Source organism: Streptomyces sp. NBC_01408 (genome assembly GCF_026340255.1).
Classification (GTDB): Bacteria; Actinomycetota; Actinomycetes; order Streptomycetales; family Streptomycetaceae; genus Streptomyces.
In genome coordinates, this window is sequence record NZ_JAPEPJ010000001.1 from 4,365,802 (window position 1) to 4,382,167 (window position 16,366).

Sequence of the window (16,366 nt, forward strand, 5' to 3'; positions counted from 1 at the left end):
GCGTGTCCCGGCTCGCGGAACGCGGCGCGTACCGGCGTGAAGGACTGATCGCGACGGTCGCCGTCGCCGAGTACGACCATCCCGCGCGGCCCGGCGGCCGCGAGACCCTCGCGCACGTCGAGGGCGTCCGCGGCCGGGTCGCCGAACTCGCCGGCGGGCGGCTGGGGTTCGGACACCGGATGCGGCTGGACGACGCCGGGACCACTCGCGCCGGACTGTGGGCCGGACTCGACGCCTTCCGGGCGCACGGCGCGCGCCGCAAGATCCTGTACTGGACGGGCCACGGCATCGACCGGGGCGCCGCGGGCTACTTCCTGGCCTGCCGCGACACATGGGCCGCGGGCGGCTTCGACGGCGGCCGGGCGCTCGCCGTCACCGACCTGGTCGACCGCCTCCTGGATCCCGCCGACGGGGCCGACACCCTGCTGGTCATCGACGCCTGCTCGGCGCACGGCCACCTGCCCGAGGCCCTCGACCGCGCCCTGAGCAAGGAGCGTGAGGCCGTCGGACGGGCCTACCGCGAGCGTGCGGGCGGTTTCGTCGTGGTCGGTACGTCGGGCGTCGGCCGGGTCATCCCGGAGGGCCGCTGGGTGGAGTGGCTGGAGCAGGTGATCGCCAGCCCCGACCTGGAGATGAAGGACCACGCCAGACCCCTGGACCCCTCGGCCCTCTACCTGCCCGTGCAGTACCTGCTGGAGGGGATCGACGGGGCCGCAGCCGCATCCGGGCTGGACGAGCCGGAGGAGCGGCCGGGCCACGTAGAGGTCCGCTCGCTGCCCAACAGCTTCCTGCACAACCCGTACTACGCCGACGAGGGGGAGGTGCGCGGCACGGCCCTGCTCGGGGACGACGACCCCTACCCCTGGCTGGGCGCCGAGCACTTCGGGCTGGAGGACGGCGGCGAACTGGAGCGGACCTTCTCCGGCCGGCACGGGCCGCTGAGCCGGCTGGTCCGCTGGCTGGAGACCTACCAACAGGGACTGCTCGTGGTCACGGGTCCCGCCGGCTGCGGGAAGACCGCCCTGCTCGGACGCCTCGCCCTGATGTCCGTCCCCCGCAAGTGCGACCGGCTGGACCCGCCGCCGCCCCCGCAGGTACGCCCGCGCCCCGGCACCGTCCACGCCCTCGTCTCCTGCCGGGGCCAGTCCCTGACCACCCTGACCAGAGCCCTGTGGGAGCTGCTCACCGCCTTCGAGGGCATGGCCGCCCCGCCGGCGGGCACGGTCACGGTGCAGCACACCCTCGCGGCGATCGGCGCGCTCGTGGCCCGCGAAGGCGCCGTCAACCTCGTCTTCGACGGCCTGGACGAGGCGATGCCCGAGCAGGGCCACGAGATCGCCCGCCACCTGCTCAACCCGCTCTCGCGCAGTGCGGGCGTCAAGGTCGTCGTCGGCACCCGCCCCCAGCCCCGCCAGCAGATCGCCTACCGGGAGCCGGACGAGAGCCTGTTGCAGACCCTGGACCGGACGGCCCCCTCCCTGGTCCTCGACGAGGACGAGGAGACCGAGCGGGACATCGCCGACATGGTGGAGGCCGTCCTCGCCACGGAGGGATCGCCGTACGCGGAACCGGGCGCCGAGGCCGAGCGGACCGCCGCCGCCACGCGCATCGCCGAGGAGAGCGGCCGGCTGTTCCTGATCGCCCGGCTCATCGCCGCCGAACTGGTCCGCCGCCCGCGGCGCGTTCCCGAGGACCGGCTGGTGGAGCACATCCGGGCCGGCGGCGCCGGACTGCGCGACCGGCTCGCCGACGAGATCGGCCACCTCAGCGCCGCCGGAACCCTGCGCACCGCCGAACTCCTGCGCCCCCTGGCCCTCGTCCAGGGCCCGGGCCTGTCCCACGGGACCGCCGAGGACAGCGGGCTCTGGCTCGGCCTGGCCAACGCCCTGCGCGACGACGGCACCCCCGAACTCGACCCCCAGGCCCTGCGCCGCGTCCTCACCGCGGCCACCGGAAGCCTCGTGACCGGGCAGGTGGAACCCGAAGGCGGCACGGCCTGGTGCCTGGCCCATCCCAGCTACGGGGCCTACCTCCTGGAGAGCGCCGGTCTGGACCCCGCCGACGGACACCGCCGCCTCGTCGACACCCTGCGCGCCCAGGACGCGGACGCCTGGGAGCAGGCCCACCCCTACGTCCGCCGGTACCTGGGGGCGCACGCCGCGGGCGCCGGCTCCGGCCTGCTGGAACTGCTCTTCGACGACCCGGACTTCCTCGTGCACACCGACCCGGACGTGCTGCTGCCGCTCACCACCGCGGTGCTGCGCGACTGCGAGGGCGCGGCCCTGTACGCGCGCGTCGCCGACGAGTTCCGCTTCCGCACCACCGCCGGGGAACGCCGGGCCCTGCTCCTCGCGACGGCGTTCGTCAGCCACCGCCCCGGCCTGTACGCACGATTACGCGCCCGGCCGGGTTTCGCCGCCCTGCCGTGGCGCGAACTGTGGACCGACGCGCCTCCCGAACCGCTGGAGCTGCGCTGGCCGGCCCCGCTCGGCGGGGCCCGCGCCGTGAGCTGGAGCGCCGCCGACCGGGGGCGGACGCTCTCCGTCGCCGGCCAGGGCGAGATCGTGGTGCAGGACGCGTTCACCGGCAAACGCCTCCTCACCCGCCGCACCACCGTGGAGCGCGGCGGTCGGCGCGAGGCACTCACCGAGGTCCGGGAACTGGGCACCGGAGCCCACCGGGTGACGGCCGCGCGCGACAGCGGGGCCGTCCACTTCTGGGTCGGACCCGAACGCCTCCCCTCACAGGCCTACCGGTGGGGCGGCGCGCCGCACAGTCTGACGGCCGTCCGGTGCGAGGACACCGCGCTGACCGTGGTGGCCGACGGCCGCCTCACCTGGGCCTGGCGCTGGCCGTACCAGGGCCGCCCCGGCGACGGCGGCCTCGCGGACGTCAGCGACGCCGCCGCCGGGCGGACCGCCCTGCTCCACCTGGACGGCCGCAGCTTCCTGCTCCTGGCCGGCACCGACGTGACCCTGCGCGAGCTGCACCCCAAGGCCCGCGGCGGAGCCGGACTCCTCGGCGGGAGCTGGGTGCTGCGCGAGGGCGGCAGACCGGTCTACGCGGCCGGGGCCCTGCCCGACGCCACGGGCGGCGCCGCCTGGCTGGCCGCGGCCGACGGCCAGACGGTGACGGTGTGGCGGCTCACCCTCGGCCCGGACGGGACCGCCACCGCCGGCCCCGGCTGGGGGACCCCGCTCACCCTCGGCTCCAAGGCCCGCGGCCTGGCCCTGGGCCGGCTCGGGGACCGGCCCGCGATTGCCCTGCACGAGGGCGGGGCGGTCCGGATCCGGGTCCTGGACGAGGCCGCGCTGGAGTGCTCCTTCCCGCTGCGCAGCCAGCGCGAGCCCGAGGCCCTCGCCTTCGACCCGGGCGGCTCGGGCCTGGTCGCCGCCGGTGACGGGCCCGACGTACGGCTGCTGGACGCCGCCTCCGCCGTGCGCGCGGGCCGCCGGGCCCGGCGCCGCGCCCACCACGAGCGTCCCGTGGTCGCGCTGGCCGCCGGACCCGGCGAAGCCGCCCTGCTGTGCCGGGCCTGGGGCGGCGAGGTCCTCGTAGGCCTCACGGCCGGGCCGGGCGCCGCGGCGGACCCGGTGGTCCTGCCGCACGAGCACGCCGTCACCGCCGTACGGGCCCTGGGGGACGCGGGCCAGTGGGTGGTGGCGGTGGCGGCGGGCCGGCGCATCCACCTGTGGCGGCTCGCCGCCGGGCTCGGGACGTACGAGCAGGGGGAACCGCTCGAACTGGGCGGAGACGCGGGCGCCAAGGTGCCCGGGATCGGCCTCACCGCCGCCGACGGCGCGGTGCGGCTCTTCGTCCCGGTGGGCGGCGGGGTGAAGTGCTGGACCGCCACGGGCACGCACCTGCGGGAGGCCGGCTCCGCGCACGCGGGGATCCTGGTCTGCGGCCTCGCGGCGCGCACCATGCGGGACGGTTCCACCTGGGTCGTCACGGACGTGGGCGACCGGTACCGGCTGTGGCGCGGCACGTACGACGGACTCGCCGAGGCGGGCGGCACCCAGGTCTGGCACCCCACCGCACCGGCCGTCCTGGGCGAGTACCTCGTGGACGGCGAGTCGATCCCGCTGCTCGCCTGGGCCGAGGGCCCCCTGGTCCAGCTCGCCGATTGCACCGGCAGACGCTGGAAGCGGACCACCGTCCAGGCGGGGGCGCCCGGCCCCACGGTGCTGGCCTTCTCCGGCGGCCCCGAGCGCCCCCTGCTCCTGACCGGCGGGGGCGAACGCTCCCTGACCGTCTGGGACGTGCGCCACGGAGCCTGGCTGCCCGAACTGACCGTCCCCTACCGCGGCATGGACGTGGCCACCCTCGAAGCCGTCTTCGACGAGGAGCGCGGCATCACGCTCGCGCTCCAGGCGCTCCAGCGCTGCGACCTGGTCCGGCTGCGCGCCGCCCTGCCGCCCCGCCCGCCGGGGCGCAGGAGAACGGCGCGCCTGTGATCGGCCCCACCCCACCGGCTTCCGTCACGCGCACACCACCACCGGCACACCGCCACCGGCACACCGCCCCCACCTCGACCACTGAACGGGAGAACCCGCCTTGCGCCACGACCTCGTCGTCTACGTCCCCGGCATCCTCGGCAGCCGCCTCACCCGCGACGGCAAGGACGTATGGCACCAGTCCCTGCGCACGGCGCTGCACATGGCCAAGGAGCTGGCGGTCCATCCGCGCGGTCCGGGCGCGGCCTTCGACCGGCTCGCGCTGCCGCCGGGCATCGGGGACCACCGGCCCGAGACGCCCTGGGAGGTCGCGGCCGACGGGCTGGTCAAGACGCCGTCCGCGCTGCCGGGCCTGCTGTCCTTCCTCGGCTATCCCGACATCCGGGCCATGGCCGGGGACCTGCACGAGGAGCAGTACCTCGCCTTCACCTACGACTGGCGGCTCTCGAACCGGCTCACCGCGGCCGACCTGAAGACCGCCGTCGAACGCGCCCTGACCCGGTGGCGTGAGCGCGTGCGCGACCACTATCCGCAAGCCGCCGACGAACCCCGGGTGATCTTCCTGTGCCATTCCATGGGCGGCCTCGTCACCCGCTACTACCTGGAGTGCCTCGGCGGCCGGGACACGGCCCGCTCCCTGGTCACCCTCGGGACCCCGCACCGGGGAGCCGCCAAGGCGGTGCGCTTCCTGACCCGCAACGGCATCGGCCCCGGTGACGACCAGCGGCTGCTGGGGCGCAAGGCGCTCACCCTGGCCGGGAAATGGCTCAACCCCGCCCTCGCCGAGCTGTGCCGCGGCTTCCCCTCCGTCGGGCAGCTGCTGCCCGTGTACAAGGCCGTGATGCTGCCCGGCCTGACCCGCACCCGCTACCTCGACGACGAGGGCATCGCCGTACCGGACCTCCCCTCGGAGCTGGTCAAGGACGCTTTCGCCTTCCACACCGAGTTCGAGGACGCGCTCGCGCGCAACCGGCGCCGCAGCGGGGAGAGCGGGCTCCCGTACAAGGTCCACTGTCTGGGCGGGCGCTCCCACCCCACCGTCCACGGCGTCCTGCTGGCCCCGGAAGGCCTGAAGTTCCCCACCGCGCTCGACGACGCGGAACCGTGGACCGGCGACGGCACGGTGCCCGAGGAGTCGGCGTTCGCCGGGTGGGCCCTGGAGGAGATGAGCGACGCGGTCTGGAGCGGACACCGGCACGTGGACCTGACCGGTGCGGACACCGTGGGGCACCAGCTGTCGGCCATCGTCCGGGGCCGCGGCGCCGGCCAGACGCTCACCGGCGAGGAGGAGTTCGGCGTCCTCGCGCCCGAATTCTCGGTGACGGGCGAGCCGTTCGAGGTCCTGGTCGAGGGAGCCCGGTCCGGCCGGCCCGTCAGCGTCAGCCTGTCCGCGTCCGGGGGCGGGCCGGCCGGCGAACCGGTCCCGCTCACCCCCGACGGCAGCGGCCTGCTGCGCGCCGCGCTCACGGCACCGTCCGCCGGCACGTGGGTGCTGCGGCTGGAGGCCCAGGGCCCCTACGCCGTGCACCGCGAGGTCCTCACGGTCGTGGACGCGTGAGACGCCGGGAGGGGTACCGCCCGAGAGCTCAGTCCTCGCAGGTGGGCACCCCTTCCAGCCACGCGGCCCCACGGACGTAGATGTTGCTGACCCAGGCCCGGTAGTCGGGCAGGTAGGACCAGGCGTCGTTGGTGTAGCCGTCCGAGGTGACCTCCTCCGCGTGCTTCTGGCAGCCGACCCGGATCGTCGTCGGCCCGGGGAAGGCGTAGACGCGTTCGGCCCGGACGGACGGCTGGGCCTTGGTCCAGACTCCGGTGCCCCATGTCTGGAAGACGTGACCGGTCACCGGACCCGCGTCGATCCGGACCGCGCCGTAGTAGTCGCCGGACAGCCGGACGTCACTGACCATCAGCTTCGTGCCGGACTGGCGGGCCTCGGCCATCTTGCCCGCACCGAGGTAGACGGCGATGTGGTGCAGCTGCCGGGAGGTGCCCCACACCAGCAGGTCACCGGGGAGCAGCGGGCCGAGGCCCTGGGCGGCGGTGAAGCGTCCGGCGGCCCGGTGCGTGTAGTACTGGCTGCTGGCGACCCCGTTGAGGATGTCCGACCCGGCGGCCTGGGCGTAGGCGTGGCGGACCAGCCCCGAGCAGTCGAAACCCAGCCGCTCGGGATCGTGTTCGCTGGCCGGGTCGCTCGGGTCCACCTGCCCGTACGTGGCACCGGGCTGCGGACCGTGGCCGCCGCCCCAGGTGTACCAGACGTCGGCGTCGACCTGCGCGCAGGCCGCGGCGACGGCTCTTTCGGCGGTGGCGGAGGCTCCCGGCGCCCGTACGGCACACGAGCCGTCGGCGGCGGCCGCCGGGGAGGGCGCGGAGAGGGGGAGGGCGAGCAGGGCGAACAGGGCGATGAGCGGGCCGAAGAGAGTGGACCGGCGCAGCATGCGGGGCCTCGATTCTGTGTGGGGTCGGTCGTCGGACGCGGATCTCGGGAGGGGCCGGGCGGGTCGCCCTGCGCTCGCCCGTGCAGTTCGTGCGGCGCTCCCCCCGACGCAGCCTGGGGGCCGCCGCCCCCGCGCGTCGAGGCTCCGGCGGCGCACCACCCGAACGGGCAACGGGAAACCCCTGGGAAACCCCCGCCCGGCCGACCGGGGGAGCACCCGCGTCACGACTCCTCGCACGCGGGACCGGCGGAGCCGGAGGAGCCGGGCAGGAGCGCGGCCGACCGCCGCGCGCCGAGCTCCGCGCGCAGCCGGCAGATCTCCGCCAGCCGCTCTCCGGCGTCCAGGTCCCACAGCCGCACGGTCCCGTCGGTGCTGCTGCTGGCCACCGTCCGCCCGTCGGGTGCGAAGACGACGCCCCACACCGCGTTCGAGTGCCCCGTCAGCGTGGCCGCGAGCCGGCGCCCGGCCACGTCCCACAGCCGCACCGTACGGTCGTTGCCGCTGGACGCGAGCGTGCGCCCGTCGGGGGAGAAGGAGATGCCCCGCGCGGAACCGGTGTGCCCCGTCAGCTCCGCCACGAGGAGGTGCCGCCCGGCGTCCCACAGGCGTACGGTCCCGTCGTTGCCGCTGCTCGCCAGGGACCGGCCGTCCGGGCCGAAGGCCACCCCCCGCACCGCCCCCGTATGACCGGTGAGCGTGGCCAGCGGACGGCGGGCCGGCACGTCCCACAGCCGCACGGTCAGATCGTCGCCGGCGCTCGCCAGGGTGCGCCCGTCGGGGCTGAACACCACGTCGTTGGCGAAGTCGGTGTGGCCGCTGAGCGTGGCGAGGAGGCTGCGCCCCGGGACGTCCCACAGCCGGACCGCGCCGTCCGACCCGGCCGAGGCCAGGGTCCGTCCGTCGGGCGCGAAGGCCACCGAGAACACGGTGCCGTGCCGGCTGGTGAGCGTGGCCAGCGCGGTGCCCGCGGCGACGTCCCAGAGCCGGATCGTGCCGTCGGACCCGGCCGAGGCCAGGGTCCGCCCGTCGGGGGCGAAGGCCACCGAGAACACCGTCTCGCCGTGCCAGGTGAACGAGGCCACGACCCGCCGCCGCGCCACGTCCCACAGCCGCACCGCGTGGTCGGCTTCGGCGGTAGCCAGCAGTTCGCCCCGCGGGCCGTAGGCGGCGTGCCAGATCTCGGTGAACGGACGCGCCGTCAGCACCCGGCCGCGCAGGTCCCACAGCACCACGGACTGGTCGAACCCGGCGGTGGCCAGCAGGGTCCCGGCGGAGTCCACGGCCACCCCGAGCACGTAGTCGGTGTGTCCGGCGAGCGTGGCGACGGCCCGGCCGCTGGGCACGTCCCACAGCCGGGTCGTCCCGTCGCCGCCCGCGCTGACGACGGTCGTCCCGTCGGGCGTGTAGGCGACCGCGTTCACGTCGTCGCTGTGCCCGGTCAGGCTCGCGCTCTGGCGGTGCGCCGCCACGTCCCACAGCCGCACGGTCCGGTCCACGCCCCCGGTGGCGGCCGTCTTCCCGTCCGGTGAGAACGCCGCGCCCAGCACCTCGTCGGTGTGCCCGGGGAGCACGGCGATCGGCCCCGCCTCCACCGCGTCCCACAGCCGTACGGTCCGGTCGGCTCCCGCCGAGACCAGGGTCCGGCCGTCCGGGGCGTAGGCCAGGGCGTTGACCTTCCCGGTGTGTCCGGTGAGGGTGGCCACGGCCCGGTGCTCCCCGGCGGTCTCCCACAGCCGGATCGTGCCGTCCGCCCCCGCCGAGGCCAGCGTCCGCCCGTCGGGCGCGAAGGCCAGCGCCCGCGCGCCCGTGGTGCTCGCTGGGAGGTCCGTCGCCGTACGGGGGTCCGCGACCTGCCAGAGCCGGGCGGGCCCGTCCGTGGCGGTCGCCGCGAGCATCCGGCCGTCGGGGCTGAAGGCGACCGAGCGCACCCGGCCGGGCAGGGTGAGGGTCGCGGTCGTCACCCGGTCCGCCACCCGCCGCAGCGTGACCGTGCCGTCGGAACTGGCCGTCGCGAGGAGTTGGTTGCCCGGCGCGAAGGCCACCGCGTTGACCGGGCCGCCGTGCCCGCCGAGCCGGGTGACGAAGGGCTGGGCCTGGGTGCTCAGCAGCGCCCCGCGCGCCTCGCCGGTCGGCTCGGTCCGGTACGCCTCCCCGGCGAGCAGCATCGACCGCTCCGGCTGGCCGGCGGCCAGCGAGGTGGACTGCAGGGCCAGCGCCCGCGACCGGGCCACGCGTTCCTGGGCCAGGGCGCCCGAGCGCTGCTGGTAGGCCAGCCCCCCGGCGGTCAGGGCGAGGGCCAGCAGGACGACGAGGGTGGCCAGCATCCCCTGGCGCAGCCGGACCTGACGCCTGGACTGCCGCTCCCGGCTGTCCTCGGCGGCCTGGCTCGCCCGCAGGAAGTCCGCTTCCCGCGGGGCGAGCCGGCTCCTGCCGTCGAACTCGTCCGCCCAGGAGCGGACGCTGTCCAGCCGGGTCCCGCGGTAGAGGGCGGAGGCATCGCGGCCCTCGCGCTCCCACTCGTCGGCGGCGTGGGCCAGCTGCTGGTGGATCAGCAGCCCGGCGCGGTCGGCGTGGATCCAGCCGTGCAGCCGGGGCCAGGCGTGCAGCAGCGCCTCGTGGGTGATCTCGACGGTGTCGCTGCCCATGGTGATCAGCCGGGCCCGGACGAAGGGGTCGAGCGCCGCCGCGACGCCGTCCGCGTCGGCCAGTTGCTCCATCAGCGCGGTCCGGCCGATGCGGCGCCGGGTGGCCCCCGTACCGTCGGCGACGTGCACCAGGCGCACCAGGATGCGGCGGATGGTCTTCTGCTCGGCCGGGTACAGGCGGGCGAACACGTTCTCGGCGGTACGGGCGATCGCCCCGCGGATGCCGCCGCTGTGCTCGTACCCGGCGACGGTCAGGGTGGCCCCCTCGCGCCGCTGCCAGGTCGCCATCAGCGCGTGGGACATCAGGGGGAGCGCACCGGACGGGGTGTGGCCGGGCCCCGCGCCCGCCCCGGGGGGCGCAGGCTCCTCGCGCAGCCCGGCGTCGCGCAGGAGCAGCGGGACCAGGCCCGGTTCGAGGGTGAGCCCGGCCAGTTCGGCCGGTCGGGTGATCGACTCCCGCAGCTCCGCCACGGACATCGGGGGCAGGACGAACAGCCCCTCGGTGAAGACGGAGGCCAGTTCCGGCAGGTCCAGGCAGTTCCCGGAGAAGTCGGCCCGTACGCCGAGCACCACGACCGCGGGATCGGGCCCGGCGGTGTCCGGGCCGGCCGTGGCCACCGCGCGGAGCACCCGTACGAAGGCGCTCCGCTCCTCCTCGTCCGGGCAGAGGGTGAACAGCTCCTCGAACTGGTCGACGATCAGCACCGGGCGGACGGGTGGCGGCTGCGGTTCCCGGGCCGCCGCCGGGGCGCTGTCCGCGAGCCGGCGGACGGCTTCGAGTAACGCCCTGGGCCGGGCGCGCACTTCCCGTGCGGTGACGGCGAGATCGCTGCCCACCACCTTCGCGGCGCAGTCGAGCAGCTCCTCCAGCGGATGCGCGGTGGGAGTGAAGGCGACCACCGGCCAGCCCTCCGCGCCGGGCATCGGGAAGCGGTCGCGGCGTCGGAGGGCCGGTACGAGACCGGCGTTCAGCAGGGAGGACTTGCCGGCGCCCGAGGGGGCGACCAGCATCAGCGGCCCGTTCCCGATGCGCTCGAAGACCCGCTCGGCGAGTTCGGCCGTGGCGCGCTCGCGGCCGAAGAACAACTCCGCGTCCTGGGAGGTGAACGCCGGCAGACCGCGGTAGGGGCATGCGCCGTCGGACTGCGGACCCGCCTCTTCGGTTCCGGTTCCGGTTCCGCTTCCGTCACCAGCGCCGACGCCGGCGCGGGTGACGTCGTCGGGGGATTCACCCTCCCGGGCCATCCGCAGGAGCCCACCCTCTGCTCGCAGTACCTCGTCGCAGCGACGTGCGACATCGACGGTGACGCGCTTCGAGCCGGTCTCGATCTTGCTGAGGTAGCCCTTGCTGTAATGCGTCTGACGGGCCAGATCGGCGAGCGACAGGCCGCGTTGCACCCGAAGACGCCGCAGCTGCGCCGGAAACGACGGCGCGGCGTCCTCGGGTGGCTCGTGCTGGTGACCGGTCTTCCGCCGGCGGTCCGGATCCCCCACAACATCCCCCATGGCACAGCACACCCAGGCAGCGAGATGACGCTGCCAAGGCTACAGCGGGGGTCGGACGGACGGCCAAGTCCCGGTTCCGGTATGACGAGAATACGAGTGTCCGGAGCCCTGGTCGGAGGCTCCGGACACTCCCCCCGTCAGGCGGGGGTCACGGCCGGTTGAGGCGGATCGAGTTGATCGGCCCGAGGTCGGCGTACACGCCCTTGCCCGCCTCGATCAGGTAGCCGCAGCCCGCGCCGTTGTACCCGGTGCACAGGTTCGCGGACGCGCCGCCGGTCTGGTTGTTGAGGACCCAGTGGTTCCCGAACTGGTTGCTCAGGTTGTGGGCCCCGTAGGCGTAGAAGATGTGGGTCGGCTTGACGGCCGGGTTCTGGTTCTGCGGGTAGATGCAGACCGCCCCGTCGGGGCACCCGGCCCAGGCGTCGGCCGGCGCGGCGCCGGCCGTACCGTTGAGCGCGATCACGGCGACGGCGGCGGTCGCGAGCGCGGCGGCGCCGCGGAACATCTTGCGCATGATTTCCCCTCGTGGGTCTTGCCTCGTGCTGACACCTTCAGCCTGTCCCGGAGCCGCCCGGGGGTCGACGGGTTTCCTGTTGCCCGTCACGGGGACGGCCGGGAAACCGCCCGTGACCTGGCCGGACGCGTGAGCGGAGGCAACGGCCCGGGAGGAAGATCCGCTCCGCGGGGTGGAGCCGCGCACGCTGGCGGAGCACCGGCTGGCCCGTCGGCTCACCGTGGAGCGGCTGGCGTACCGCATCGGCATGGACCCGGCCGAGTACCGCGTGGCGGAGGCGGCGCGGCAGTGGCACGGGGACGCCCGGCAGACCAGGGCCCTGGTCGAGGCCCTGGGCCTGTCCCTGCGCAAGCTCATCGGGATCATGGGCCGCGGCGAGGAGCTGGCCGGTCACCTCCGGTCGGCCGTGAGCGGGCGGTGGAAGGCGCACGTGGACCCGGTGGCGGAGATCGTGGTGGTCGACGCGACCAGCGTGGGCGACGCGCTGCGCACGATGCACGGCGAGTTCGCGGAGTTCTCGGAGCGGTACATGGGGCACCTGGTCGCCCTGAACGACGACACCCGGCTCAAGGAGACAGCGGCCGAGCGCGCCGCCTACCTGAACCGGCTCGCCGACCACTTCTGGGAACTGGTCGGCGAAGCGGGCGAGGCCTCCCCCTTCCCCGCGGGCGGCCGCTGACGGGGCGCCGGACGCCCACGGACCCCGGTGCGCCGGAACCCGTGGGCGGGGGTGGAAGGATGCCGGTGCGTCAGCGGGCCGGCGCGCCCAGGGACGGATCCGCGGGGCCGCCGTCTCCGATGCGGTCCCAGTCGATCTCCATCGTGGTGCGGCTGGTGAACACGTTGAACAGCAGGTTCAACGTGATGGCCGTGAGGGCGCCGAGCGTGATGCCGCTGTCGAGCACCGCCCGGACGCCGTCGGGCATCCGGTCGAAGAACGGCCCTACCGTGGCCGGCAGCATCGCGGCGCCGAGACTCACCCCCAGGATCAGGGCGTTGCGCTCCTCGCGCAGATCGGCCTTGGCCAGGATCTGGACGCCGACCGCGGCGACCATGCCGAACATCGAGAGCGCGGCGCCGCCGAGCACCGGGTGCGGGATCGCCGCGACCAGGCCGCCCGCCTTCGGCAGCAGCCCCAGGACGATCATGAACAGGCCGGCCGCGACGACCACGTACCGGCTCATGACCCTGGACATGCGCACGAGGCCGATGTTCTCGGCGAACGCCACGTACGGGAAGGAGTTGAGGACGCCGCCGAGCACCGTGGCGGCGCCATCGGCGCGCAGGGCCCGCGCGACCGTGTCGGTGTCCACTCTCCTGCGGGTGATCTCACCGATGGCGTAGACGTCCCCGGTGGTCTCCACCATGGTGATCAGCATGACCACGAGCATGGCGGCCATCGGCAGCAGCTCGAACCGCGGCATTCCGTAGTGGAACGGGGTGGTGACGCCGAACCAGGCGCTGTCGCGCACGGCCGTGAAATCGGTGTCGCCGAGGAACCAGGCGACGGCGGTGCCGGCCACCAGCCCGAGCAGCACGGCGAGGCTGCCGAGTAAGGGCTTGCCGACGCGGACCACGGCCAGGATGAAGAGCAGGGTGCCCAGCGCGTACGCGAGGTTCTCCGGGTCCCCGTACGCGGGGCTGCCGATCAGGTGCGCGCCGCCGGCCGCGTCCTGCAGGGCCACCGGGATCAGCGTGATGCCGATGATCGTGAGGATCGTGCCGATCACGACCGGCGGGAAGTACTTGGCCAGCTTGCTGAAGACCGGCGCGAACAGGAACGTCGCTATGCCGGCCGTGATCACCGCACCGTAGACGACGAGCAGCCCGGCGGTGCCGCCGCCCGCGCCCGTACCGATGGCGATCATGGGTGAGACCGCGGTGAAGGTGACGCCCTGGACCAGGGGCAGCCGGGCGCCGACCTTCCAGACGCCGAGCGCCTGGATGATCGAGGCGATACCGCAGGTCAGCAGGTCCGCGTTGATGAGGTGGATGAGCTCCTGGCGGGAGAGGCCCTGTGCGTTCCCGAGCAGGACGGGGACGATGACGGCCGCCGCGTAAACGCGAGGACGTGCTGGAACCCGTAGAGGGCGAGCCGGGGGAGGGGGAGCAACTCGTCGACGGGGTGCGCCCGCTGGTGCGGGGCCCGTCGGGAGCGCTGCCGGGGGAGTCGTCGTGCCATCTCTGCCTTGCCTTCGCGAGGTAGGTGAATGAGAGAGGGCCGCCGCCCTCCGGTCCCGGATGACAGGACGGGGGCAGGCAGGCTCGTACCGAGCGGACGTCGCGCGGTGTTGCCGACAGCACGTCACTCTTGACTGCGATTGCGTCCTGGATTGGGAGGACGTCCTTCGATCGGCGCAGCGGATGCCCATTTGTTCATGGGATCCGAAGGAATGCCCGATCGAGGGCGCTCACCATAGCCAAAGGCTGTGTTTCCTCGCGAGTAACCGGGCGAGGAGCCGCCCCGACCCCCTTTCGCAGTATGGAAATGGAGCCGTTTGCGCACCATATGTATCCATCCGCTTACCCGGTGTGGCGAGAGGTGCTGATCGCCCATAGCTTCGGAATGTGACGAACCGACAGCTGAAGTACCTCACCTGCATCTCCGTCGTGATGGCCGCGGGGATCGGCGCAGCCGCGCCTTCCGCGACAGCGACAGCGACCGCCACGGTGGCGGCGGCCAGACACACGGTGCGCGCGGGCGAGTCGATCCAGGAAGCGGTGGACGCCGCAAAGCCGGGAGACACCATCACGGTGATGCCCGGCACCTATCGCGAGAACGTGCTGATCACGAAGCGGCTGACCCTGCGCGGGTGGGGCAGTCAGACGGTGATCATGCCGCCGGCCGCGGCGCCCGCGCCGCTGCCCGCACGCGCGGTCACCCCCTGCTCGCAGGCCGACACCGGAATCTGCGTCATGGGCACGGCGGCACGGACCGTCGACCGGGTGACCATCCGGGCGCTGACCCTCTCGGGCTTCAAGAGGAACGGCCTCTGGGCCTCCTACACCGACCGGCTCACCGTCGAGAAGGTGACCTCCGAGAAGAACGGCACCTGGGGCATGGCCCAGGAGCACTCCACCCGGGGCGTGTTCCGCTACAACGTCGCCCGGGACAACGCGGAGTCCGGCATCTTCATCGCCAACACCGTCGCACGGGAGGGCGGCGCCATCGACACCCTGGGCGCCGTGGTCCGCCGCAACACGCTGACCGGGAACCGCATCGGAGTGACGGCCAGGCGGGTCAGGAACATGACCATCCACGACAACACCCTCACCGGCAACTGCGGCGGCGTGTTCGTCGTCGGGGACGAGGGCGAGCCGGGCGCCGGAGACATGACCATCCGCGGCAACAGGATCCACGCGAACAACAAGTTCTGCCGCGGCAACAGCCGCCTGCCCGACATCCAGGGCGCCGGCATCGTCCTCACCGGAGCGGAGGAGACGATCATCCGGACGAACTCCATCCGCGACAACGTGGGCGCCTCGCCGATCTCGGGCGGAATCCTGCTCTTCAAGAGCTTCGTGGGCGCCCAGAACACCGACAACGTCATCAGGGACAACCTGGTCAGGGGCAACAAGCCGGCGGACCTGGCCAACCAGGGCACCGGCACGGGCAACACGTTCCGCGGCAACCAGTGCCAGGTGTCCCAGCCCGCGGGGATGTGCTGACCGGTGTTCCCCGTCTTCAGGAGAAACGAGGCCGAATGACCACTGTGAGCCCGACCCCCATCACCCCTCTCTCCGCTCCCCTCTCCGCCCCCGCGTCTACCGCCGCACCCGCCCCGCCGCCGGGCATGCGGCTGAGGGAGCTCGTCTTCGGGGCCGCGTGCGCCGCGGCCGTACGCGCCGCGGCCCGCCTCGGCGTCGCCGACGCCCTGGGCGAATCGCCCGCCACCGCGGCGGAACTCGCGGCCGCGGTGAACGCCGAGCCGCAGCCACTGCGACGGCTGCTCCGCGCCCTGTCCTGTTACGGCGTCTTCGCGGAGACTCCGGACGGGAAGTTCGTCCACACGGAGATGTCGCGACTGCTGCGCGAGGACGACCCGCACAGCCTCCGGTACATCTCCCTGTGGTGCACGGAGCCCTGGACCTGGCAGGCCTGGCCGCTGCTCGACGAAGCGGTGCGCTCCGGCGGGAACGTGTTCGAGGGCGTCTTCGGCAAGGGGTTCTTCGACTACCTCCACCAGGACGCGCACGAATCGGCCCACGTGTTCAACCGGGCCATGACCACCTCCAGCATGCAGTCGGCACGGGACGTCGCGGACCTGCTCGACCTCACCGGTGTCTCGTCGGTCGCAGACATCGGGGGCGGCCAGGGACACGTCCTGGCGAGCCTGCTGGAGAAGCACCCGAAGGTACGCGGCACCCTGCTCGACCTCCCCGGTGTGGTGGCGAAGGCGGATCCCCGGCTCCGGGAGGGCGGTCCGCTCGCCGAGCGGACCGGCATCGTCCCCGGGGACTGCCGCGAGGCCATTCCGGTCGAGGCCGACCTCTACATCATCAAGAACATCCTGGAGTGGGACGACGACAGCACCCGCCGGACCCTGCGCAACGTCGTCGCGGCCGCCCGCCCGGGAGCCAGGGTCGTCGTCATCGAGAACCTCGTGGACGACACCCCGTCCATGAGGTTCACCACGGCCATGGACCTGATGCTGCTGCTCAACGTCGGCGGTGCGAAGCACTCCAGGGAGAGCCTCGTCACCCGCCTGACGGACGCCGGGCTGGTGATCGGGGAGGTCCGCCCCGTCAACGCGTACCTGCACGCGTTCGAATGCAGCGTGCCCGGCTGATCTCGGCCGGGAGCCA

General features: G+C 74.0%; 9 protein-coding genes. 5 read left to right on the plus strand and 4 right to left on the minus strand.

Going from position 1 to position 16,366, the window contains the following annotated elements; genetic code table 11:
* Nucleotides 1-2 precede the first annotated feature (2 nt).
* Nucleotides 3-4,457, plus strand: a complete 4,455-nt coding sequence (locus OG447_RS19950) for an ATP-binding protein (RefSeq protein ID WP_266938168.1) — start codon at nt 3-5, stop codon at nt 4,455-4,457.
* Nucleotides 4,458-4,557: 100 nt separating this feature from the next.
* Nucleotides 4,558-6,015 (plus strand): hypothetical protein, encoded by a 1,458-nt coding sequence (locus OG447_RS19955; protein WP_266938169.1) that lies wholly within the window; start codon nt 4,558-4,560, stop codon nt 6,013-6,015.
* A gap of 28 nt (nt 6,016-6,043) precedes the next feature.
* Here OG447_RS19955 and OG447_RS19960 read toward each other — a convergent pair whose 3' ends face one another.
* The 3 genes from OG447_RS19960 to OG447_RS19970 all read right to left on the minus strand — a co-directional run bounded on the left by OG447_RS19960 (nt 6,044) and on the right by OG447_RS19970 (nt 11,560).
* A complete protein-coding gene (locus OG447_RS19960; RefSeq protein WP_266938170.1) occupies nt 6,044-6,895 on the minus strand; it encodes an NlpC/P60 family protein in 852 nt (283 codons plus the stop codon).
* A 221-nt stretch (nt 6,896-7,116) separates the two neighbouring features.
* Complete coding sequence (locus tag OG447_RS19965; RefSeq protein ID WP_266938171.1) at nt 7,117-11,046, minus strand: helix-turn-helix domain-containing protein; 3,930 nt, start codon at nt 11,044-11,046, stop codon at nt 7,117-7,119.
* A 148-nt stretch (nt 11,047-11,194) separates the two neighbouring features.
* On the minus strand, nt 11,195-11,560 hold the full coding sequence (locus OG447_RS19970) for a hypothetical protein (RefSeq protein ID WP_266938172.1): 366 nt from the start codon (nt 11,558-11,560) through the stop codon (nt 11,195-11,197).
* Nucleotides 11,561-11,732: 172 nt separating this feature from the next.
* Here OG447_RS19970 and OG447_RS19975 point away from each other — a divergent pair, with 172 nt between their 5' ends.
* Complete coding sequence (locus OG447_RS19975) at nt 11,733-12,239, plus strand: transcriptional regulator (RefSeq protein WP_266938173.1); 507 nt, start codon at nt 11,733-11,735, stop codon at nt 12,237-12,239.
* A gap of 70 nt (nt 12,240-12,309) precedes the next feature.
* Here the strand turns inward: OG447_RS19975 and OG447_RS19980 are convergent, their stop codons facing one another.
* Entirely contained in the window at nt 12,310-13,932 is a 1,623-nt protein-coding gene (locus OG447_RS19980; RefSeq protein WP_266938174.1) for a nucleobase:cation symporter-2 family protein, read from the minus strand.
* 196 nt (nt 13,933-14,128) lie between these two features.
* On the opposite strand from OG447_RS19980, the gene OG447_RS19985 reads away from it, so the two are divergent.
* Both OG447_RS19985 and OG447_RS19990 read left to right on the plus strand, forming a co-directional pair.
* Nucleotides 14,129-15,229: a nitrous oxide reductase family maturation protein NosD gene (locus OG447_RS19985; protein ID WP_266938175.1), complete on the plus strand. Its 1,101-nt coding sequence runs from the start codon at nt 14,129-14,131 to the stop codon at nt 15,227-15,229.
* Nucleotides 15,230-15,264: 35 nt separating this feature from the next.
* Complete coding sequence (locus tag OG447_RS19990; RefSeq protein WP_266938176.1) at nt 15,265-16,350, plus strand: methyltransferase; 1,086 nt, start codon at nt 15,265-15,267, stop codon at nt 16,348-16,350.
* Nucleotides 16,351-16,366: the final 16 nt, after the last annotated feature.

Coding starts and splice junctions, on each gene's coding strand:
- OG447_RS19970 (WP_266938172.1), bottom strand. CDS start 11,560: ATGCGCAAGATGTTCCGCGGCGCCGCCGCGCTCGCGACCGCCGCCGTC.
- OG447_RS19990 (WP_266938176.1), top strand. CDS start 15,265: ATGACCACTGTGAGCCCGACCCCCATCACCCCTCTCTCCGCTCCCCTC.
- OG447_RS19960 (WP_266938170.1), bottom strand. CDS start 6,895: ATGCTGCGCCGGTCCACTCTCTTCGGCCCGCTCATCGCCCTGTTCGCC.
- OG447_RS19965 (WP_266938171.1), bottom strand. CDS start 11,046: ATGGGGGATGTTGTGGGGGATCCGGACCGCCGGCGGAAGACCGGTCAC.
- OG447_RS19980 (WP_266938174.1), bottom strand. CDS start 13,932: ATGGGCATCCGCTGCGCCGATCGAAGGACGTCCTCCCAATCCAGGACG.